The following is a 20,645-nucleotide window of genomic DNA, read 5'->3' on the forward strand; positions in this document are numbered from 1 at the left end:
ACGAAAAGGATCTAAGAAGGGAACTACAACTTTGCAACTTTCAAAACTCCCCGGGCAGGACTCGAACCTGCAACCTACGGGTTAACAGCCCGCCGCTACTGCCGTTGAGCTACCGGGGAACGAATCTAAATTAGTTAACTATAGGTATGCGTTTTATGTCAAGCTCAGTTAAGCCTCAAAGATCACCTTTAAGAACTTTCGCTTTCCAACCTTAAATATGATCTGATCGAAGGTTCCTATACTTACAGTCTCGTCCGTAAGCTTTTGAAGGACACCAGACTCTCCGTATGATATTTTGACCCCTCCCTGCTTGAGTAGGCGTCTTGCCTCGGATGATGACTGGACGAGTCCCACTTCTTTAAGGAACGTTGGAACCTGTATCTTTTCCACACTTTTTTTCAAGAAAACTTTAGGTAAATCTTTCGGGATCTGTTTTTCCTTGTGGATCCTTTCGAAATTGAGGTAAGCTTCTTCAGCCTTACTTTTTCCATGGAACCTGGCTACTATTTCCTTTGCGAGGTTTATCTTTGCATCTTTGGGATGTATCTTCCCTTCGTGTATTCCCTCCTTTAAGATTTTGAGTTCATCGAGACTTATATCGCTTAGAAGCTCATAATATTTGAGCATGAGCTCATCAGATATGGACATCAGCTTACCAAACATGACATCAGGGGGTTCATCGATCCCAACATAGTTACCGTAGCTTTTACTCATCTTATTCACACCGTCTATCCCTTCTAAGAGGGGAACTGTAACTATAACTTGCGGTTCCTGTCCGTAAGCTCTCTGAATCTCCCTTCCCACATAAAGGTTAAATATCTGGTCGTGACCTCCAAGTTCCACATCTGCTTCCAATGCAACTGAATCGTAAGCTTGAACAAGGGGATAGAGGAACTCATGGATGCTAATGGGCAGATTATTCTCGTATCTATTCCTAAAATCTTCCCTCTCCATCATCCTTGCGACAGTGTAATTGGCACATAGCCTTATCATGTCCATAGCGCTCATCGTTTCGAACCATTCGCTATTGGCCCTAACTTCCGTCTTTTTTGGATCGAGTATTTTGAAGACTTGGGCTTTGTAAGTTTCTGCATTTTTAAGGATCTCTTCTTTGCTCAAAGCCGGCCTTGTTTCAATCCTTCCCGTTGGATCCCCTATCATTCCGGTAAAATCTCCTATAAGGAAGATGGCTACATGCCCCAAGTCTTGGAACTGTTTCAGTTTTTGCAAAACGACAGTGTGACCCAGATGCAAATCCGGAGCTGTCGGATCAAGCCCAAGTTTTACGCGCAGTGGTTTTTTGTCCCTGCGAGATCTAAGAATCTTCTCTTTCAGCTCCTCTTCTGATATGAGGTCTACTGTCCCTCTCTTTATTATTTGGATCTCTTTATCGACGCTTATATGGTTCATAGCTCAACTTTGATTTTCAGTCTCTCTATAGTCACACATTTTCTCGTTTCTTTGTCGATTTTGAGCTTTACCCCTTGAATTTCGACATTATCTTTGCCCACACAAAATTTCTGCGGAATCTGTGTCAAAAAACGCTCTATTATAATATCTTTTTCCATTCCTATCACAGAGTCTTGAGGTCCCGTCATTCCAGCATCAGTTATGTAACCCGTACCTTTTGGAAGAATTCTCTCGTCCGAAGTCTGTACGTGTGTATGCGTCCCGATAACTGCAGAAACTTTGCCATCAAGAAACCATCCCATAGCTATCTTCTCCGAGGTAGCCTCGGCGTGAAAGTCTACAATCACAGGTTCTTCTATTCCTTCTCTTTTTAAGAATTCTTCCATCGCCCTAAAAGGACACGGAAGGGGGTTCATAAAAATCCTCCCCTCAATATTTACAACGCATATCTTTTTGTCCCCTTTTTTTACCACCGTAAAGCCGTATCCTGGCGCTTCCGGTGGATAATTGAGGGGTCTAAGAAGCCTCTTTTCTGTGCCAAGGTATGCCATTACTTCCTTTTTCTTCCAAACATGGTTTCCAGTCGTTATGACATCCACCCCACAGGAAAACATTTCCTCTGCGACTTTTGGGGTAATTCCCAAACCTCCTGCAAGGTTTTCCCCATTTATCACGATGAAATCTGCCTCCGCTTTTTTGATAAACTCTTTGACCGCAAGTCTGCCAGGCTTTCCTACAACATCTCCCAAAAAGATCACTTCTATGAGACTATCTTGCATATTCTACTGCCCTAGTCTCTCGGATTACAACTACCTTTATCTGACCGGGGTAAGAGAGCTCATTTTCAATCCTCTTTGCTATATTCCTAGAGAGGATGTAAAGGTCCTCATCGGATACTAACTCACTATTCACGACTATTCGTATTTCCCTTCCGGCCTGTATAGCATACGATTTTTCAACTCCCGGAAAACTGTTTGCAATCCTTTCTAACTCTTCCAGCCTCTTTATGTAAGTCTGGAGCATCTCCCTTCTCGCTCCCGGTCGCGCACCGGAAAGAGCATCCGCTGCCTGCACGATAACGTCTAAAACCGACTGAGCTTCCACCTCTTCATGGTGCGCAAGAATTGCATGCACTATATCCTCCATTTCCCCGTACCTTCTTGCGAGATCTGCCCCAATTTTTGAATGTGAACCTTCCACTTCGTGGTCTACCGCCTTGCCGATATCGTGGAGAAGACCTGCCCTTTTTGCATCTTTCACGTTTATCCCAAGTTCCGCCGCTATAATCCCTGAGATAAATGCGACCTCAATGGAGTGTCTAAGAACGTTCTGCGCGTAACTACTTCTAAACTGAAGTTTGCCCAGGAGCTTTATAAGCTCGGGATGGACATTATGAAGCCCCAAATCAAAGACCGCCTTCTCGCCAATCTCCTTGATCTTCTCATCGAGCTCCTCGGCCACTTTTGCTACGACTTCCTCTATCCTTGCAGGGTGTATCCTTCCATCGGTAATCAGTCTTTCAAGGGCAAGCCTTGCAACTTCCCGCCTTATGGGATTAAAGCAAGAAAGGATTACAGCTTCAGGAGTATCGTCTATTATTATGTCGACACCAGTTGCTGCCTCGAGGGCCCTTATGTTTCTTCCCTCTCTTCCGATTATACGCCCTTTCATCTCCTCATTTGGAAGCTGTACAACAGAAACCGTCTCCTCCACAACGTATTCTCCCGCATATCTTTGAACCGCAAGGGCTATGATCTCTTTAGCCTTTTTGTCCGCTTTTTCCTTGGTTTCCTCTTCTATCCTTTTGTAAATCTTTACAGCCTCAAATTTAGCGTCTTCCTCTACCATCTGAAGTAGCATATTCTTCGCTTCTTCAACTGTCATTCCAGAGATGGTTTCAAGTTTTTCCCTTTCCTTCTCGATAAGCTTTTCGTACTCTTTCGCCTTTTCCCGAACATCAGCCTCTTTCTCCATCAATTCTTTTTCCTTTTTCGCGAGCTCTTCTTCTTTTTTGTCGAGGAGATCTAGTTTCCGGTCAAAACTTGCCTCTTTCTGAGCAAGTCTCTGTTCAATCTTTTGTAGTTCAAGCCTTTTTGCCTTTATTTCCTGTTCGAGCTCAGATTTTGCCTGAAGCACAATATCTTTGGCTTGGAGGGACGCTTCTTTTTTTATGGCTTCAGCTTCCCGCTTTGCATCCTCTAGGATTTTTTTTCCTATCCTTTCGTACTCCTGTAACCTTTTTCTTTGGATGAAGCGGGAAAGATAAAGACCAAAAAAAACAGAAAAAATTGCTACGAGAACGTATCCGATAATTAACATTTCCCCTGTTTACTTTAAGGGGTTAGGTGATGAGGGGGAAAATATTAGTTTGCCTTAGTTTTACCTCCTTTTTTGTGAGTTTATATCTGAATTCCTTTATTCCCTCAGCAACTAACCCTCAAGAATTTTTCTATTTAAATCCCCGCAATGCCGTGTAAATAGTAGATCTTGAACCTCAAATTTAAAGTGGGTGCCTCGCTTGTGCCTTTGGCTTCTCGCTTTCGCGAGCTTGCTCCCGGCAACAAGATCTGGCTCCCATAGATGAGGTGTTGGCTCGAAGTCACTACTTATCACGGACATCGCAGGGAACCTCAAACCTCCTCCATTTTTTTTAAAAGACGGTTCGTACTCACTTCTATGCGATCGATTCTCTCCTTTAAGCTCAAATATTCGTCCGCCATCTCCATAAGGGTCATAATAAGAGCATTTACTGTATTTACGATCCCATGTTCTTTTATGACCTCGCTCAGCTTATTATCCACAAGGACAGCAGCCCTTTTGATCCTTTCTTCATCATCTCCTACGAATGTGTATAGCTGGTTGCCTATCGTCACTTCCACCCTTTTTCCCATTACCTCTGGATGGCCGATATCTTCTCAATGATGGCTCCTATCTTCTCTATAATTAAGTCTTTCTCGTTCTTCATCAATGTTACTTTCTCTTTCAGTTCCCGATTTTCAGCCTCGAGTAACCTAAACTTCTCCTGAAACCTGTCATTTTCCTCTTTCAGAGCTTTATAGTTCTTCAAAAGTGTATCTATCTTCTCTTCCAGTTCCGAAAGTTTATCGTCATCGAAAAGGTTCATATCGTATTAGATACCCCTAATCACCTTTAAAAGTCAAGCGTAAAAGGTAAGCTTTGATAAACTCGTCTATATTTCCGTCTAGCACTTCTTCAGCGTTGTGCAACTCAAGTTTTGTCCTGTGGTCTTTAACGAGTTTATAAGGATGAAGTATATAGGAACGTATTTGGCTTCCCCAGGCTATCTCCTTTTTTTCCTGGCCTAGGGCCTTTAACTTTTCCTCCTTTTTCTTCTTTTCAAGCTCGTAAAGCCTAGATTTCAATATTGAGAGCGCGATCTGTTTATTTTTGTGCTGTGACCTCTCGTTCTGGCATTGAACGACTATTCCGGTTGGGATGTGGGTGATCCTTACCGCAGACTCGGTCTTATTTACGTGCTGTCCTCCGGGACCACTGGATCTAAAAGTTTCTATGCGTAAATCTTCTTCTCTTATCTCCACAACAATCTCTTCCGGAATCTCAGGGTAAGCGTAAAAAGAGGCAAATGATGTGTGTCTTCTTCTGTTTGCATCAAAAGGCGATATTCTTACAAGTCTGTGTATCCCATTTTCGCATTTAAGATAACCGTAGGCGTATGGACCTTTAACAATAAATGTCACATTTTTTATGCCAGCCTCTTCACCATAAAGTATATCTACGATCTGTGTCTCAAAACCTTTCTTCTCAGCCCACCTAAGGTACATCCGAAGTAGCATCTCAGCCCAGTCTTGAGCCTCAGTGCCGCCAGCTCCTGCATTTATGTAAACTATGGCGTTGTCCTTGTCATGCTCCCCCCCGAGCATCCTTTCTATTTCAAATCTATTGAGCTCTTCTTCGAGTTTTTCGAGCTTGCTTTTGAGTTCCTTTAAATCATCCGGATCGTTCGTCTCCTTGTAAAAGCCTTCGAGGATTACTATTTCCTCGAGCTCCCTCTCACAATTCTTCCACCGTTCAACTTCATCCGAAAGATTAGCCCTCTTTTTTAGGATCTCGTGGGCTTTTTCAGGATCTTCCCAAAAGGTCGGTTTTGCAATCTCAGAATCTAACTCTCGGATCTTTTTACCGATAGAGTCGAGGTCAAAGATGACCCCTTAAAACGTTGATCCTTTCAGAAAGGCTTAAAATCTTTGCCTTTAACTCTTCTGGCTGGATTGTTTCCTTTTTCCTTTCCATTATTAATCCTTCTTATAACAACCTGGCAAGCAAGGCTTTTCCGAATTCTGAACATCTAACCGGTTTTACACCGTCCACATGACGTGCGAGATCATAAGTCATTATCCTTTCATTTAGGGTTCTCTCTATCGCATTCTCGATGAGTTCTTTTGCCTTACTTAACCCAATGTAGTCAAAAAGCATACAAGCAGAAAGTATAAACGAGAGAGGGTTCACAACATCCATTCCCGCATATTTGGGAGCACTTCCGTGGGTAGGTTCGAATATTGCCATATCATCACCTATGTTTGCTCCAGGAGCCACTCCTAATCCGCCAACCAGGGCTGCACAACAGTCTGAAAGATAGTCCCCATTGAGATTGGGACATAAGATCACATCGTACTCTTCAGGCCTCAAAATAACCTGCATGAACATATTGTCAGCTATTACATCATTGACTGCGATTTTCTTTTCAGGGAACCTTTCTAGAAACTCGGACAACACACTGTAGGCCCAGGCCCTGAATGCTCCCTCAGTATACTTCATTATGTTTCCTTTATGGACGATCGTTATCTTTCTCCTTCCGTGTTCTACTGCGTAATTTAGAACCCACTTTACGAACCTCTCCGTTCTTTTTTTACTTATTGGCTTTATCCCGATCCCTGAATCGTAAGGCAAACTGACATCCATCTCATGTTTTAAAAAATCTATAAGTTTCTTTACCTCCTCACTCTCGGCCTCCCATTCTATCCCTTTATAGACGTCTTCCGTATTTTCCCTAAAAATAATCATATCGATCCTATCAGGATTCCTTATCGGGCTTGGAAGCCCTTTAATATACTTTATTGGTCTTATACAAACGTAAAGATCAAAGACCTGTCTAAGATAAACATTTATGCTTCTGAATCCACCCCCAATAGGAGTCGAAAGAGGCCCTTTTATTGCAAACTTCAACTCTTTTATTGTCTCAAGGGTCTCGGGAGGAATTAAAACCCCTTTCTTTGCCAGGGCCTGCTCACCGGCCAAAAGGAATATCCACTCTATCTCCTTTTCATGATTGTACGCCTTAATTACCGCCTCTTCCAAGAGTTCACGGGAAGCGTTCCATATATCTTGGCCTGTGCCGTCACCCATTATGTACGGAATTCTAACTTTCTGGGTCAAACTTTAAACCCTCCATACTTTTTTATGTAGGGGACCAAGCCACCTTCTTTTAAGATGTCTCGCATAACGAGGGGCAGAGGAGGAAATTTTTTCTCAAAGTTCTGAGTTAAGTTTTTTATGATACCTTCACTAGTATTGATCTCAATGAGATCGCCCTCTCTAATTTCATCGACCTCGCAAATTATGGCCAAAAGACCAACATTTATCGCGTTCCTGAAAAAGATACGAGCAAAAGAGGCAGCAACCACCGCATCTATACCCGCCATTTTTATGATTAGAGGTGCGTGTTCTCTGCTCGATCCAAGTCCGAAGTTCTTACCGGCGAATATAAAGTCTCCTTTCCTCACTTTCTTGTAAAAGCCTTGATGGATGTCCTCAAAAAGGTGTTTTGTCAGCTCCTCCAAGTTCGACCTCAGATGGTAAAACCTCCCTGGGATTATGTGGTCAGTGGATATGTTGTCACCAAATTTCCATGCCCTTCCCCTCAGTATCATCCATTACCTCCCTGGGATCTGTGATCTTTCCTTTAAGAGCAGACGCGGCTGCTGTGGCTGGAGAAGCAAGATATACTTCAGACTCGGGGTTGCCCATTCTTCCCAAAAAATTCCTGTTGGATGTCGAAAGGCATCTCTCGCCATCTCCCGGGATTCCCATGTGGAGTCCAATGCACGGACCGCATCCCGGTGGAAGGATTATAGCTCCCGCCTCAAGTAAAGTCGTTACTATGCCTTCTTGAAGAGCCTGGTAATAGACGAATTTTGATGCGGGGCAGACGATAAGCCGCACATTTTTGTGGACCTTTCTTCCCTTCAAAATGTTAGCCGCAATTCTCAAATCTCCTATCCTTCCATTGGTACAGGAACCGATAAATATTTGTTGTACTTCAATGTTCTTTTGAGAAATCTCCTCTACGCTTTTTACGTTGTCAACTGAATGTGGGAGACTCACTTGAGGGGTTATCTTTTCGATGTCTATCTCGTAAACTTTCTCATACTTTGCGTCTTCATCTGGTATTATCTCTACGTAAGTTTTTTCCCTCCCCCGAGCCCTAAGATACATGAAAGTGACAAGATCCGAGGGAAAGAGCCCGCATTTCGCACCCGCTTCAACTGCCATATTCGCAATCGTCATTCTTGCTTCAACCGGAAGTTTCCGTACAGTTTCTCCCACAAACTCCATCGACTTGTAATTGGCACCATCTGCTCCTATCATGCCTATGATATAGAGGATAACATCTTTGCTGAAAACTCCTGTCTTAAACTCCCCATGAAGCACAAACTTATAGCATTCTGGAACTCTTATCCACGTTTTGCCGAGACCCATAGCAACCGCTATGTCTGTCGATCCCATACCTGTCGCAAAAGAACCTAACGCACCTCCTGTCGTTGTGTGAGAGTCCGCACCAAGGAGGACTTCACAGGGCGACAGAAACCGTTCGCACATTACCTGATGACAGATTCCTTCTCCCACATCCACAAGCAATGCGCCATACTTTTCTGCAAATTCCCTTATCTTTTTATGGTCGTTGGAAAGTTCCTTTCTAGGACTTGGGGAAGCATGGTCGATAAAAAAGACAACGTTTTTAGGGTTGAAAAGCTTCTTAAAACCAAGCTCCATAAAACGATTTATCGCCAACGGTGCGGTACCGTCTTGGAGTAAGATCCGGTCAACGTTCACAATTATGTAATCTCCTTGTCTCACATCGGTTCTTGTGTTTAAACTCAAAATCTTTTCGACTATTGTCTTGGCCAATCTTACTTACCCTCCGTTTCCTCTTCTGCTTTAGTTAGATCCTCGAACCTTATGTCAAACCCCAAAACTCCCACAATGTCACCAGAGTCGTTCCTTATGGGTCCAGAAACTGTAATGCACAGTGCACCTGTGATCCTTGAAGAGTAAAGGTCTGTCACGTGTATCTTACCAGTCTTCATAGGCTGAATGAACCAGTCCCTGTCAGAGAAGTCTTCATGGAGACCAATTTTATAGTACTTTGCCCGATCCACAACCTGAGTTATGTTTTTAGTTATTTTTATTCCTTCCCTATTTACAACGTAGGCGAACTGAATGTAAGGATATTCCTCCACAACCCTCTTTAACACTTCCTCTATCCTTTCCGGAACCATGCTTCGGATCTCGGGATCGTCTATGTATCTTTCGATCAAGTGGGCAGCCATCTCGTAAGCCTTTTTCTTGAACATCTCAAATTCGGAAACGAAGATTTCAGGAATATACCGACGTACAAGGTGCTCGAGCTCATGATCTGAAATGCAGGTCACTCTTCCTTCTTCGTACTGCCTTAGAACCCATTTATTTATCTTTGCTACCCCTGGATGATTCTTATCGATCCTGTCTTTCCCGACCAATGCAAAATGTGTATTGATCCAGTGGGCGATACCTGCAAGCCCAGATTTGTCAGTAACATTGACAGAGATCTGCCTTTTGAGTATCTTTTCAGTGTCGAAGGAAGTGTATACTTCCCTGTCTTTCATAAGTCCATCTATGTGGATCCCAGCAGACGTTGTATTAAAGTCTGCTCCGACGAATGGTTGATTCCTGGGAATGTGGTATCCTATTTCCCTTTCGAAATAGTTTCTGATTTCGGTGATAACGGTCGTATCGATCCCATTATCATTTCCAATAAGACCGATGTACTCCATGATAAGCCCTTCGATTGGAGCATTTCCGGTCCGTTCTCCTATTCCGAGTAAGGTACCGTTTACATAAGTACATCCGTAAAGCCATGCACTGACACTATTGACCAAAACTTTGTGAAAATCGTTGTGACCATGCCACTCCAAGTATTCGGAGGGAACACCGGCATCATCTATCATTGCTCTGACTATCTTTCCGATCGACCTGGGAAGAGCAGCCCCAGGATATGTCACACCAAGCCCAAGTGTGTCACATAGCCTTATCTTGACAGGCATCCTTGCCTTTTGAGAGAGTTCCATAAGTGCCTGTGCAAAGGGAACACAAAATCCGTAGATGTCAGCTCTAGTTACGTCCTCGAAGTGGCACCTAGGTGTTATTCCATGCTCTAATGCATCCTCAACTATCTTTAGATATTCGTTATAAGCTTCTGATCTCTTCTTTTTGAGCTTCATGAATATGTGATAGTCGGAGACACTCGTAAGTATACCCGTCTCTTTAAGACCCATACTTTTTACAAGCTTTAAATCCTCTTTGTTCGCCCGTATCCAACCCGTGATCTCGGGGTACCGAAATCCTTTCTCCAAACATTTTTCTACAGCCTGTCTGTCCTTTTCAGTGTAAAGGAAAAATTCACATTGCCTTATCACACCATTTGGACCGCCTAACTTATGCATGAGCTCGTAAAGGTCAGCAATTTGCTTCACCGTAAAGGGAGGTCTTGCCTGTTGGCCATCTCTGAATGTGGTATCGGTGATGAAAATCTCATCCGGCGGGTCTATGAGTTCGATTTTGTGGTCGAATTTTATTCTGCAAACTTCCGAATAGGGAAACATGTCCCTGAAAAGTTCAGGCTCCTCAACCTCAACTAAAGGATACTTTTTTATCTTTTGAGCATTTTTGAAGATAAAACTCTTGCTCTTTTTCAAGCTTACCTCCTTATTTAAACTATCTTTATCCTGAGCTCACTAAGTTGCCTCTGCGTGACACGAGAAGGGGCCCCCGTGAGTGGACAAATCCCCTTCTGGGTTTTTGGAAATGGGATTACGTCGCGAATGCTTTTTTTTCCGAGAAGCATCATGAGCAACCGATCAAACCCGAAAGCAATCCCGCCATGTGGGGGAGCACCAAGTTCTAACGCGTCAAGGAAAAATCCGAATTTTTCCTGAGCTTCGTTTTCGTCTATGCCCAAAAGTCTAAACATTTCCGTTTGAACTTCTCTTTTGTGAATCCTTATGCTCCCTCCTCCGATTTCAACCCCATTGAGCACTAAGTCGTAAGCCTTCGCCTTTATCTCTTCAGGTCTACCACTAAATTTTTTTAAATCCACGGCCGGAGATGTAAAAGGATGGTGTCTTGCAACGTACCTTTTTTCGTCCTCGCTGTATTCTAGTAAAGGAAAATCAACAACCCATACAAACTTAAGCTCATCGGCACATACACTCTCATATCTCTCACCGAGGTAGATCCTAAATTTGCCCATAATTTCATTTACCTTTTCTTTTTGTCCAGCCATAAAGAAAAGAATGTCCCCGTCCTCAGGCGCGAGCCTTTCTTCAATTCTTTTTGAATCTTCATCCGTTAGATATTTACTTACGGGGGACTGAAAACCATTCTTTTCTTTTCTCATCCATATTAGACCTTCCGCGCCCAACTCCTTCGCCTTATCTACGCACAGATCCAATTCTTTTCTAGAAAGGCTCCTTTTTCTGAGATGTATGCACTTAACGCTACCGTTTCTTTCGAGAACTTTTCTCACTATCTCAAGTTGCGTTGTCTGGAATATGTCTGTGGTGTCGACAATTTTTAAATTTATCCTAAGGTCCGGTTTGTCTGTACCGTAACATTCAATAGCTTCGTCGTAACTCAGTCTTGGAAAAGGTGTTATGACATCTTTCCCCGTCAATCCTTTTACCAGCTCTCTCACCATCCCCTCACTTACTTCTATCACGTCATCCACATCCACAAAACTCATTTCAACATCGATTTGGGTAAACTCCGGCTGCCTATCCGCTCTTAAATCCTCGTCCCTAAAACATCTGGCAATCTGAAAATATTTGTCAAATCCGGCAACCATTAGTATCTGTTTGAAGAGCTGAGGAGACTGGGGAAGTGCGTAAAAGTGTCCAGGATTGAGTCGACTCGGCACTATAAAATCCCTTGCCCCCTCCGGTGTGCTTTTTGTAAAATGTGGGGTTTCGAACTCGTAAAAACCTTTGGAATAGAAGTAATCTCTAACAATCTTATAGGCCCTGCTTCTTGCTTTGAAGATCTCCTGTATTTCGGGCCTTCTCATATCTAGGTATCTGTACTTCAATCTTAGGATTTCGTTCGGTTCCTCCTCCGTTAAGCTAAATGGAAGCTCTTTACACTCGTTAAGTATATCGAGGGTTTCGGCGGTGACCTCTACGTCACCTGTTGGAATTTCCGGATTTTCGGTTCCTGGGGGTCTTCTTCTGACGTACCCAGAAACTTTTATCACGTACTCTGGTCCCACATTCTTTGCCAAACTGTGTGCCTCGGGCGAATATTCGGGTGAAAAAACTACCTGGACAACTCCACTTGTATCCCTCAAATCGACAAAGACGACACCACCGTGGTCTCTCTTCCTATATACCCATCCGGAAAGGAGAACTCTTTTTCCAACATCAGTCGTTTTTAGAGTTCCGCAAAGGGAATTTCTGTACACTGGCCCGCACAAAGCCCTAAATTATAACTACTGAGGTAAAAGGAAGTCAATTTGAAGTTGACAATGCGGTTCGGTTCAGTTATCCTAATTGCGTAAAATCAGGGGGCCCATAGCTCAGTTGGAAGAGCCACCGGCTCATAACCGGAAGGTCCCTGGTTCGAGGCCAGGTGGGCCCAAAGTACAAAAACTATGATGAAGCTTGAATGTAAAGTTAAGGTTTCTCCTTGAGGGGGTGTGCCAAAGAGGTGCACCCCCTCATAAGTTATTGGGGGAGGGATAAATTGGAAAACGAACTTAAAATCCTTTATGAGATTCAAAAAACAGACCTTAAAATAATGGAAACAGAAAGAAAGTTAGCCCTGGGTCCCAAAAAGATAGAGGAGCTTGATTTTGAGCTTAGGCAGCTAAAAGAGAAGATAGACAAAGAGAAAATAATCATCGATGAACTTGAAAAGGAAAGGAGAAGGAAAGAGAGAGAACTAGACGAAGAAAGGGAAAAGATAAAGAAAAAAGAAGCACGGCTATTTGAAGTGAAAACAAATAAGGAATATCAGGCGATGCTAAAAGAGATCGAAATGGCAAAGGAAGCACTGGATAAGCTTGAAGAAGACATACTGATCCTAATGGATAGGATAGAAGAGCTAAAAAAGGACTATCAGGAGTCGGTCAAATACTACGAGAAGAGAAAAAAGGAAATAGAGGAAGAGAAAAGATCGATACAGAATGATCTGTCGACCCTTGATGAACAAATCGCAGTATATAGAACTGAAAAGGAAAGACTTATGAACGAGATAAGCCCGGAACTCAAAGAAAGGTACAACATAATTAGGGAAAAAAGACAGGGTATTGCGGTTGTTAACGTAAAAAACGGGGTTTGTCTCGGTTGTTATGTTAACATCCCTCCCCAACTCTTTATAGAAGTCACGAAAAATAACCAGATAATCTCTTGCCCCAATTGTAACCGAATATTTTACTACATAGATGAAAAGTGAGAGATGGCATGCCTTCGTAGATGGGGCCTCATCTGGTAATCCCGGTCCCGCCGGGATAGGTGTTATTCTTTATGCTCCAGACGGAAAAAAAGTTTTAAGTGAGTCCATTTATCTTGGGATTACAACTAATAACGTTGCGGAGTATGAAGCTTTAAAACACTCATTAAAAAGGGCACTACAATTTTCGGCCAAAGAGATTGCCGTGTATTCTGATTCTCAGCTCCTCGTCAACCAGATTACGGGGATTTACAAAATAAGAGACAAAAAACTAAAGGCTTGTTTTAAAGAAGTAGCTGAGCTTATTGGCAGGTTCGACAGATTTTTGATACAATATGTCCCAAGAGAGGACAACAAAGCAGCTGATAGCCTAGCGAGGGAGGCGATAAAGAGGGGTAGACGGGTGGCCGCCCCAGAAGACGGGGAGGAAAGTCCGGGCACCGCAGAGCAGGATGGTCTCTAACCGGGACCGGGGGTAACCCCAGGGAAAGTGCCACAGAAAATAGACCGCCACAGCAAAAGCTGTGGTAAGGGTGAAAAGGTGAGGTAAGAGCTCACCGCTTCCCTGGTGACAGGGAAGGCACGGTAAACCCCATCCGGTGCAAGGCCAAGCAGGAGTCACGCAAAAGGCGTGAATGGGTTGCTCGCCCATCAATCCGGGTAGGCCGCACAAAGACCTATAGTGGGTCTCAGAGGAATGGCCACCGTCCCGAAAGGGATACAGAACCCGGCTTATAGTCTACCCCTCTTAAAGAGAAATACGATGTAAGGGGGAAGACATGGCAGGTTTTTTAGATCGACTTGTGATTAGAACATTAAGGGAAGAAGACCTTGATGCTATAGTGGAGATAGATACGAAAGTCCTTGGGGAGAAAAGACCGGATTATTGGTACAACAAGGTTGTGAAACAGAAAGACACAAGACCAGAGGATGTTTCCCTTGTAGCAGAGATAGACGGAAAGGTTGTCGGTTTCATATTAGGCGGAATAAGTGGTTGGGAATTTAGGGTACCTACAAACATAGGGTGGATTGATACTATAGGAATAGATCCTGACTATCAGAACAGGGGAATTGCCAGGCTTCTGACCACAAAACTAATAGAGAATTTAAAAAAATACAAGATCGACACCGTCTACACACTCGTAAACTGGAATGACTGGGATCTTTTGCAGTTTTTCCACAAAATGGGGTTTACGAGGGGAGACATGATAAATCTGGTCCTGAAAATTTGATTTTTTGACCCAAGCTCATGGAATCTTTTCTAGCCAGAGTTGGTACCGAGTTTTTTTTGCCATTTATACCCTTTTTTGTGGCCATAGATCCCATCGGAATTCTCCCGATATACGTTTCACTTACAAGTGAGCTAGGAGAAAATGAAAAAAGAAGGATAGTGGATGTCTCTGTGTTAACAGCCGGAGCATCGGGGGTTGGATTTCTTCTTTTTGGAGAATGGGTATTCCAGATTTTGGGTATAACCGTTTCCGATTTTAAGGTTGCAGGCGGAATCTTGCTATTTATAATATCGATAGTTGACATAGTCTTTCCCGAAAAGATGAGATCTTTTCCTAAGGAAAGTTTAGGTGTTGTTCCAATGGGTATACCATTAATAGTTGGGCCTGGGGTTTTAACAGTCCTTCTTATCAGCGCCTCCTCTTACGGCTACATCCCTACCCTTTTATGCTTCGGAGTTAATATTCTCATTGTCTGGTTCGTTTTCCGTAACTCTATCTGGATTATGAAGATATTAAAAGAAGGGGGAACAAGGGGTCTGGGAAAACTTTTCTCAATAATTCTTGCGGCCTTTTCCATAATGATGGTTAGAAGTGGCGTTATTGAATTGATATCCAAAGGCTATAACTTGTAGGGTTAAAAAGTGGGGATTACAGAGGCGATCATTCCCATATTTCTCGTCATACTTTTTGGTTATTTTGTAAAAAAAGCGGGCTTTTTTGATGAAACAACGATAAAAGAGATGAATCGGTTCACCTTTAATTTCCTTTTGCCGATCCTTGTCTTTCTCGGAATAACAAAGTCAAGCCTCGAGCTCATTAAGTTAAAGAACCTTCTTTTGATTCTATTCCCCACCGCAATTACGCTTTCACTTTCTGTAGGGTCGGGAATTCTACTTAAGTTAAATGGGAGTAGATTCGGTACCTTCGTACAGACTTCAATCCACGGAAATGTCTCATATGTGGGACTTGCCGTCCTCTTTTACACGCTTGGGGAGGAAGCATTACAGAAAGGGAGTTTCCTTGTGGGATCTTTGATCTTACTTAACAACACTATAGGGATTATCTCGCACCATTTGACCGTGAAGAAGATCGAGAACGGGTTTTTTAAAGCTATCCTCTCCATATTCAAGACTCCCGTGATAGTTGCCACTTTTGCAGGAATATTGTTTGTTTGGAAGGGTATTAGGATACCCCAAGTCATATTTAAGACTATGAATATTCTTTCCCACGTAACTTTACCCATGGCCCTCATCATGCTTGGGGCAACAATGAAGCTAGGTTTTTCCTCCGGTAGTTCCCTACCTGCTATTATTGCATCGATCTTTAAGCTCTTCTCTCTTCCGTTTTTTGCGCTTCCGATCATAAAGTTTTTCTGCATTCCGGACGTATACGCACATCCTGCCATTATACTCCTTTCGAGCCCGGTTGCCATATCGTCATACGTTATGGCCCGTGAGTTGGGTGGGGATTCCAAGCTGGCATCCGATGCCATAGCTTTCTCAACATTACTTTCGCCGTTGTCTTTTGTCCTCTGGAATCACGTTTTGGGGATAAAATGATCTCTTTGTTTGTATCCTGAATGGTTTATAAAGTACTTGCAGACTTTGTCATTCTGGTACACTTCTTTTGGATCCTATTTCTCTTATTTGGCGCTTTTTTTGGGCTAAAATCAAAAAAGCTAAGGATACTTCACATATTTGGTCTTTTCTTTGCATTCTTTATTCAGACTTTCGATCTTTACTGTCCTTTGACGTATCTAGAGATTTACATCAGGGAAAAACACGAACCAGATAAGGCATATGCGGGCTCTTTCATAGCGTACTACGTCGAAAAGCTCATCTACATTGAGCTTTCCCGAATTTTAATCCTCCTTCTAACGTTTTGTGTTGTCGGAACGAACTTATGGATCTATGCTAGAAAAACGGGGATATTTCGATTGCTAGGCCTTTATTGTCAAAGGCTCAGAGAGAAAGTATAATTACAGTTGCTAAAAAATTGAACGTGAAACACTGTTTTGCGTTTCTTAGGAGACAAAAACACCCTTTGACACTTTTCCTTTCCATTCTTGCTATTTTCGTCCAGTATCTTTACCTTCGGTGTGAATATGGATGTTCCTTACTCAAAGGCTATATATTAAATTTCGAACTAGAGTACGTCGGCATTACTTTTATGGTAGCTATCGGGCTACTTTCGGTGCTTCGGAGACAAGGCGCCCTACTTGCTATTCTCTCCGTGGGAGTTGGAGCAGAGATATTCCTTCTTGGATACCAGCTTTATTACGAGGTATATTGTACCTATTGCCTGATATTTGGAGGTGCGCTAATGTCACAGTTCGCACTAAATTACGAAAGAACAAAAAAAATCGTCGTTTTGATACTAATTCTTACAGGTTTGACATTCTTCGGTTTTTTCTTTAGGGGAGGCGTTTCGGTCTCCTACGCAGAAGAGACCCAGGAAAAGCTCCTTTCCACCTTCGGTGATGGAAAAATCTTGGTGAGACTGTACACGGATTACTTTTGCGGTCCATGCAAAGCAATGGAACCAAAGATCGAACCTCTCCTTAAGGAACTAGTAGCGAAAAACATAGTGTCAGTAACTTTCATAGATACACCCATCCACAGATATTCGGCGTTATACGCCCGTTACTTTCTTTACTCCCTAAACCAAGGCCAAAAAAGTTTGGAGTTCGCATTCTTCATACGGAACGCCCTTATCGAAGCGGCAAATAAGGAGATAGACAATCCCCAAAAGTTGGAGGAACATTTAAAAACAAAGGGAATAAAACCAGTAAAGTTTGACCCTAATCCTATCTTTGCGTCTTTCACACGCTACCTAAAGGAAGATAGAGTGAATGCCACACCGACATGTGTAATAGTAAGGAATGGGAAAAAGGATACTTATGTGGGAGAAAAAGAAATAATTGAAGCTTTGAAAGTGTTGACAAAAAGGTGAAATGGTAAAGAAGGTAATTTTGCTTACAATTTGTGTGGTTATATCTTTTTTTCTAAACTTTTGCTCCCAGACCTGCAGGATACTAAAGGTTCCGACGTATAGCTCCTCTGAGGTATATAAGAACGGGAAAGAGTAATAGTTAAACACTTCTCCTCATTTATCTTAAAAGTCTTTATTGTCACACGTTCTCCGTACGTGGCAGGTCCCACTTCAACTTAAAAAGGTCCAATCCATGAGCGGACTTTTTTTATGAACTCCCTCACCTTCTTCCTGTCCTTCATTCCCTCAGGATCGTCTAGTTTGCTATTTGCATCTACCCCGTAAGGTCGTACCACCTCAAGGGCCTCTAAAACATTTTCAGGAGATAGTCCTCCGGCAAGGATCACAGGTTTTGACACTGACTTCCTAATAAATCTGCATATGTTCCAGTCACAGGGGATCCCCGTCCCTCCTATTCTATCCTCAGTCATGGTGTCAAGGAGTAAAGCATCCACGGTCTCTTCGTATCTTTTGGCGTATTCCAGAGGGTTTTCTCGATTGACGTGCACTGCCTTTACGAACTTCGCAAAAGGAAAAAAGTTTCTCAGTTTTACCACATTCTCGGGTGACATATCCCCTTGAATCTGCAGAACCTGACATAAGGAGAAACGAAAAAGACCCTTAAGCTCTCCTACATCTTCTAAGTGGGTCACAAAAACAGTTGTCACATATGGGGGAAGATTTTTTACGATTTTTCGAATTGTGTCAATTTCTGTTGCGTCCTCTGCCTTATAGCGGACACCGCATATGAAACCCAAACCATCTGATCCCTCTTCGACGCACATCATAGCCTCATCCAACGTTCGAATTCCACAGATTTTAACCTTTACCATTATAAGGTGACCAACCTATTCGACCATATAATTTTACTTCGGATAATCCGATCGTCAAATATTGGAATTGGTCTTTGGGGAGGGGCTTGTTAAAAAAGTCACATAATTGGCCCGGAAGCTAAAAGTGATTTTAAAATTTTGAAAAAAACTCTTGACAAGCTACATAAGAAACCTTATAATAAGTGCGAAGATTGTGTTTGAATTCACAACCTCAAGCAATCACCTCCACTAAGCTTCTCATAATAACCCCCCTTCCCCCTGGGAATTACCCAGGGGGTTTTTATTTACAAGACCTAAACTCCTAGTGTATATTTAGCTTATGTCGTTTCTGGGAGGCTTCTCCGGCGGTATTTTGGGAATGATAGTCCATTCCGGACCTGTCGCCAAGGCTGTGATGCTTGTTCTCCTTTTTTTTTCGGTGGTTTCCTGGGCTATCATCTTTTTTAAAATAAGGCAGTTTAACGCCATGGACAGAGAGGGGGAGCGGATAAGTTCTGTAATTGGTGAGATAGAATCATTAAAAAAACTACTCGCCGCAATGAGATCTTTCAGGGGAAGTCCCTACTACAGACTCGCCCTTATCGCATATGAGGCCCAAAGTAAAGGATTTAGGGAAAATCCAGGCCATACAAAGGAATTCACCCTTGATGTTGAAAAGAGACTAAAAATAGGGGTTGAGGAGGAGACTGAAAGGCTACAGAACTATCTTTCGTTTCTCGCAACCACCGCTAACACTGCGCCGTTTGTTGGTCTTTTTGGGACTGTCTGGGGAATTATGGACTCCTTCAGAGAAATAGGAATAAGGGGGTCCACAAGTCTCTCTGTGGTCGCCCCTGGTATCAGTGAGGCACTTATCGCAACGGCTTTCGGTTTACTCACAGCGATTCCGGCGGTTGTCGCTTACAATTATCTGGTGATAAGGAGTAGAAGGATCTCCAATCGGCTCGAAAGGTTCTCAACCTATCTTACAACTCTCGCTTAAAAATATGAAGGTTCGAAGAAATAACGGTGATGTACTTTCTGAGATCAACATAATTCCGCTTGTTGATGTCATGCTCGTACTCCTTATCATATTTATGATAACTGCTCCTATGATGCACCACGGAGTAAAGGTTGACGTACCTAAAATGACAGCTAAGCCTTTACCCCAAAAGGATGAACCGCAAATCCTATATATAACGAAAAACGAAGAACTGATACTAAATGAAAAGAGGATCAAACTTTCCGATTTGAAACCCGCACTCAGTCTGATATTTTCTGGAAAACCGGAAGCAGAGATATACCTTAAGGCGGACAAAAATGTAAGCTATGGGTTCGTAGTCAAATGCATGGGAATAATTAGAGAAGCAGGGATAGAAAGGATAAACATAGTCACGAGGCCGGAGGAAGAATGACTCAGGAGCTATCCTTTTTTCGAATGCTTATTCTTTCTATCATCCTGCATCTCGCCTGCTTCACTTTTTTATCCGTCGCCGTAAAGAAAAGTATAAAAAAGATGGACTTCCCTTACTCCTATTCGGTAAATATCGTAACTTCAATCGGACATGAAGCACAACCAACCAAGGCATTGGAGGAAAAAAAATTTCACGAGACTCAAACAAAAGGAGCAAAAACTGAAATCCAAACCAAACCGAAACCAAACTTAAAAACGGAAGCGAAAATCCGAAAGGACATAAAGAGGAATTCCGTGGAAAAGTCACTTTCCTTGTCGAAAGAGCTTCCAAGTTCGCCTACCAAAGAGGAGTTAGCCCATCTGGAAGAAAGGATAAAGGAACTTAGATCGAAGACCCACTATCTCAGTGTTGGCCAAGCTGAAGGCAAATCGCAAGAAGAGAAAGTTCGTGGATTAGGAACTTCGCAAGTAAGTGGAAGTTCAATTCCGATTGATCCTGCAACTCAGACATATATCGGAATGATCTGGGACAAGGTAAAAAAAGCATGGGGCCTCCCAGGAGGTCTCGCACTGAGGAAGGATTTGGAGACTATAGTCGTTATCACAATAAGGAGGGATGGAAGAATTGTCGATCTCAATATGGAAAAGAGATCTGGTAACAGGATTTATGACGAGGCGGTCCTTAGAACTCTTCGTGCCTGCGACCCTTTCCCCCCTTTCCCACAGTCCATATCAACTGAGTACATTGAGATCGGGTTTAGGTTCCTTCCAGGGGATCTCTCTTGAGCTTAGCCCAAAGCCTCATCCTAGGTATAATCCAGGGTGTGACAGAGTTTTTACCGATTAGTAGTTCTGCCCACCTTATTCTCATTCCCTGGTTTTTCCGGTTTGAACAGGGAGGGCTAACGTATGATGTCATGTTACATTTCTCTACGCTTTTTGCTACCCTCATTCTTTATGGCCGAACGTTCTTTTTTCTCATTTTGGAGGTAAAAGACAAGTTCCGGCAAAAAAGGATTAAGGAATCGCTCCTTCTTAAGATTA

21 protein-coding genes, 2 tRNA genes, 2 other RNA genes and 1 pseudogene are annotated in these 20,645 nt (G+C 42.8%); 12 read left to right on the plus strand and 14 right to left on the minus strand.

Annotated elements, in window-relative coordinates; genetic code table 11:
* Positions 1–46 precede the first annotated feature (46 nt).
* The 13 genes and pseudogenes from NZ583_07555 to aspS all read right to left on the minus strand — a co-directional run bounded on the left by NZ583_07555 (position 47) and on the right by aspS (position 12,175).
* Positions 47–119 (minus strand) — tRNA-Asn (locus NZ583_07555).
* 49 nt (positions 120–168) lie between these two features.
* Positions 169–1,401, minus strand: coding sequence for a tyrosine--tRNA ligase (tyrS, locus tag NZ583_07560; protein ID MCS7281459.1), 1,233 nt, complete (start codon positions 1,399–1,401; stop codon positions 169–171).
* Positions 1,402–1,406: 5 nt separating this feature from the next.
* Entirely contained in the window at positions 1,407–2,189 is a 783-nt protein-coding gene (locus tag NZ583_07565; GenBank protein ID MCS7281460.1) for a TIGR00282 family metallophosphoesterase, read from the minus strand.
* Between the two features lie 52 nt (positions 2,190–2,241).
* Positions 2,242–3,729 (minus strand): annotated as a pseudogene (rny, locus tag NZ583_07570) (ribonuclease Y).
* Positions 3,730–3,864: 135 nt separating this feature from the next.
* Positions 3,865–4,040: non-coding RNA, 6S RNA (gene ssrS, locus NZ583_07575), on the minus strand.
* A complete protein-coding gene (locus NZ583_07580; GenBank protein MCS7281461.1) occupies positions 4,041–4,301 on the minus strand; it encodes a cell division protein ZapA in 261 nt (86 codons plus the stop codon).
* Positions 4,301–4,534 (minus strand): cell division protein ZapB, encoded by a 234-nt coding sequence (locus NZ583_07585; protein ID MCS7281462.1) that lies wholly within the window; start codon positions 4,532–4,534, stop codon positions 4,301–4,303. The genes NZ583_07580 and NZ583_07585 overlap by 1 nt, the downstream gene beginning before the upstream one ends.
* Before the next feature lie 16 nt (positions 4,535–4,550).
* A protein-coding gene (gene prfB, locus NZ583_07590) for a peptide chain release factor 2 (protein ID MCS7281463.1) occupies positions 4,551–5,682 on the minus strand; the annotation gives its coding sequence in 2 pieces (ribosomal slippage) (positions 4,551–5,588 and positions 5,590–5,682; 1,131 coding nt in all).
* Positions 5,683–5,694: 12 nt separating this feature from the next.
* Entirely contained in the window at positions 5,695–6,825 is a 1,131-nt protein-coding gene (gene icd / locus NZ583_07595) for an NADP-dependent isocitrate dehydrogenase (GenBank protein ID MCS7281464.1), read from the minus strand.
* Positions 6,822–7,316: a 3-isopropylmalate dehydratase small subunit gene (locus tag NZ583_07600; GenBank protein ID MCS7281465.1), complete on the minus strand. Its 495-nt coding sequence runs from the start codon at positions 7,314–7,316 to the stop codon at positions 6,822–6,824. Before NZ583_07600 ends, icd begins: the two co-directional genes overlap by 4 nt.
* The gene (locus NZ583_07605; protein ID MCS7281466.1) at positions 7,285–8,577 is read right to left on the minus strand and encodes a 3-isopropylmalate dehydratase large subunit; all 1,293 of its coding nucleotides are present in this window, start codon (positions 8,575–8,577) and stop codon (positions 7,285–7,287) included. The genes NZ583_07600 and NZ583_07605 overlap by 32 nt, the downstream gene beginning before the upstream one ends.
* 2 nt (positions 8,578–8,579) lie before the next feature.
* The gene (locus tag NZ583_07610; protein MCS7281467.1) at positions 8,580–10,403 is read right to left on the minus strand and encodes a histone-lysine N-methyltransferase; all 1,824 of its coding nucleotides are present in this window, start codon (positions 10,401–10,403) and stop codon (positions 8,580–8,582) included.
* A 14-nt stretch (positions 10,404–10,417) separates the two neighbouring features.
* Positions 10,418–12,175 carry an aspartate--tRNA ligase gene (gene aspS / locus NZ583_07615; protein ID MCS7281468.1) on the minus strand — a complete coding sequence of 586 codons (1,758 nt, stop codon included), beginning with the start codon at positions 12,173–12,175 and terminating at the stop codon, positions 10,418–10,420.
* Positions 12,176–12,266: 91 nt separating this feature from the next.
* Here aspS and NZ583_07620 point away from each other — a divergent pair.
* From NZ583_07620 to NZ583_07655, 8 genes are all read left to right on the plus strand, one after another.
* Positions 12,267–12,339, plus strand: a tRNA-Ile gene (locus NZ583_07620).
* Between the two features lie 105 nt (positions 12,340–12,444).
* Positions 12,445–13,155, plus strand: a complete 711-nt coding sequence (locus NZ583_07625; protein MCS7281469.1) for a C4-type zinc ribbon domain-containing protein — start codon at positions 12,445–12,447, stop codon at positions 13,153–13,155.
* A 388-nt stretch (positions 13,156–13,543) separates the two neighbouring features.
* An RNA gene (gene rnpB, locus NZ583_07630) (RNase P RNA component class A) lies at positions 13,544–13,903 on the plus strand.
* Positions 13,904–13,931: 28 nt separating this feature from the next.
* Entirely contained in the window at positions 13,932–14,384 is a 453-nt protein-coding gene (locus NZ583_07635) for a GNAT family N-acetyltransferase (protein ID MCS7281470.1), read from the plus strand.
* A 17-nt stretch (positions 14,385–14,401) separates the two neighbouring features.
* Positions 14,402–15,016: a MarC family protein gene (locus NZ583_07640; GenBank protein MCS7281471.1), complete on the plus strand. Its 615-nt coding sequence runs from the start codon at positions 14,402–14,404 to the stop codon at positions 15,014–15,016.
* Between the two features lie 9 nt (positions 15,017–15,025).
* Positions 15,026–15,943: an AEC family transporter gene (locus NZ583_07645; GenBank protein MCS7281472.1), complete on the plus strand. Its 918-nt coding sequence runs from the start codon at positions 15,026–15,028 to the stop codon at positions 15,941–15,943.
* 20 nt (positions 15,944–15,963) lie between these two features.
* Positions 15,964–16,362 carry a DUF2784 domain-containing protein gene (locus NZ583_07650; GenBank protein MCS7281473.1) on the plus strand — a complete coding sequence of 133 codons (399 nt, stop codon included), beginning with the start codon at positions 15,964–15,966 and terminating at the stop codon, positions 16,360–16,362.
* Between the two features lie 344 nt (positions 16,363–16,706).
* Positions 16,707–17,336 carry a thioredoxin domain-containing protein gene (locus NZ583_07655; protein MCS7281474.1) on the plus strand — a complete coding sequence of 210 codons (630 nt, stop codon included), beginning with the start codon at positions 16,707–16,709 and terminating at the stop codon, positions 17,334–17,336.
* A 215-nt stretch (positions 17,337–17,551) separates the two neighbouring features.
* Here NZ583_07655 and NZ583_07660 read toward each other — a convergent pair whose 3' ends face one another.
* The gene (locus NZ583_07660; protein ID MCS7281475.1) at positions 17,552–18,208 is read right to left on the minus strand and encodes a phosphoribosylanthranilate isomerase; all 657 of its coding nucleotides are present in this window, start codon (positions 18,206–18,208) and stop codon (positions 17,552–17,554) included.
* Between the two features lie 319 nt (positions 18,209–18,527).
* Between NZ583_07660 and NZ583_07665 the strand changes: the two genes are divergently transcribed.
* The 4 genes from NZ583_07665 to NZ583_07680 form a co-directional block, all read left to right on the plus strand.
* Positions 18,528–19,190, plus strand: a complete 663-nt coding sequence (locus NZ583_07665) for a MotA/TolQ/ExbB proton channel family protein (GenBank protein ID MCS7281476.1) — start codon at positions 18,528–18,530, stop codon at positions 19,188–19,190.
* 4 nt (positions 19,191–19,194) lie between these two features.
* Entirely contained in the window at positions 19,195–19,602 is a 408-nt protein-coding gene (locus NZ583_07670) for a biopolymer transporter ExbD (protein MCS7281477.1), read from the plus strand.
* Positions 19,603–19,895: 293 nt separating this feature from the next.
* The gene (locus tag NZ583_07675; GenBank protein ID MCS7281478.1) at positions 19,896–20,387 is read left to right on the plus strand and encodes a TonB C-terminal domain-containing protein; all 492 of its coding nucleotides are present in this window, start codon (positions 19,896–19,898) and stop codon (positions 20,385–20,387) included.
* Positions 20,384–20,645, plus strand: a 262-nt coding sequence (locus NZ583_07680) for an undecaprenyl-diphosphate phosphatase (protein ID MCS7281479.1), incomplete at its 3' end; no start/stop codon positions are given. The genes NZ583_07675 and NZ583_07680, both read left to right, overlap by 4 nt.

The organism is Thermodesulfobacteriota bacterium (genome assembly GCA_025062045.1).
Classification (GTDB): domain Bacteria; phylum Desulfobacterota; class Syntrophorhabdia; order Syntrophorhabdales; family JANXAF01; genus JANXAF01.

Coding starts and splice junctions, on each gene's coding strand:
- NZ583_07585 (MCS7281462.1), bottom strand. CDS start 4,534: ATGAACCTTTTCGATGACGATAAACTTTCGGAACTGGAAGAGAAGATA.
- NZ583_07565 (MCS7281460.1), bottom strand. CDS start 2,189: ATGCAAGATAGTCTCATAGAAGTGATCTTTTTGGGAGATGTTGTAGGA.
- NZ583_07655 (MCS7281474.1), top strand. CDS start 16,707: ATGTCACAGTTCGCACTAAATTACGAAAGAACAAAAAAAATCGTCGTT.
- NZ583_07660 (MCS7281475.1), bottom strand. CDS start 18,208: ATGGTAAAGGTTAAAATCTGTGGAATTCGAACGTTGGATGAGGCTATG.
- NZ583_07640 (MCS7281471.1), top strand. CDS start 14,402: ATGGAATCTTTTCTAGCCAGAGTTGGTACCGAGTTTTTTTTGCCATTT.
- NZ583_07665 (MCS7281476.1), top strand. CDS start 18,528: ATGTCGTTTCTGGGAGGCTTCTCCGGCGGTATTTTGGGAATGATAGTC.
- NZ583_07635 (MCS7281470.1), top strand. CDS start 13,932: ATGGCAGGTTTTTTAGATCGACTTGTGATTAGAACATTAAGGGAAGAA.
- NZ583_07650 (MCS7281473.1), top strand. CDS start 15,964: ATGGTTTATAAAGTACTTGCAGACTTTGTCATTCTGGTACACTTCTTT.
- NZ583_07580 (MCS7281461.1), bottom strand. CDS start 4,301: ATGGGAAAAAGGGTGGAAGTGACGATAGGCAACCAGCTATACACATTC.
- NZ583_07670 (MCS7281477.1), top strand. CDS start 19,195: ATGAAGGTTCGAAGAAATAACGGTGATGTACTTTCTGAGATCAACATA.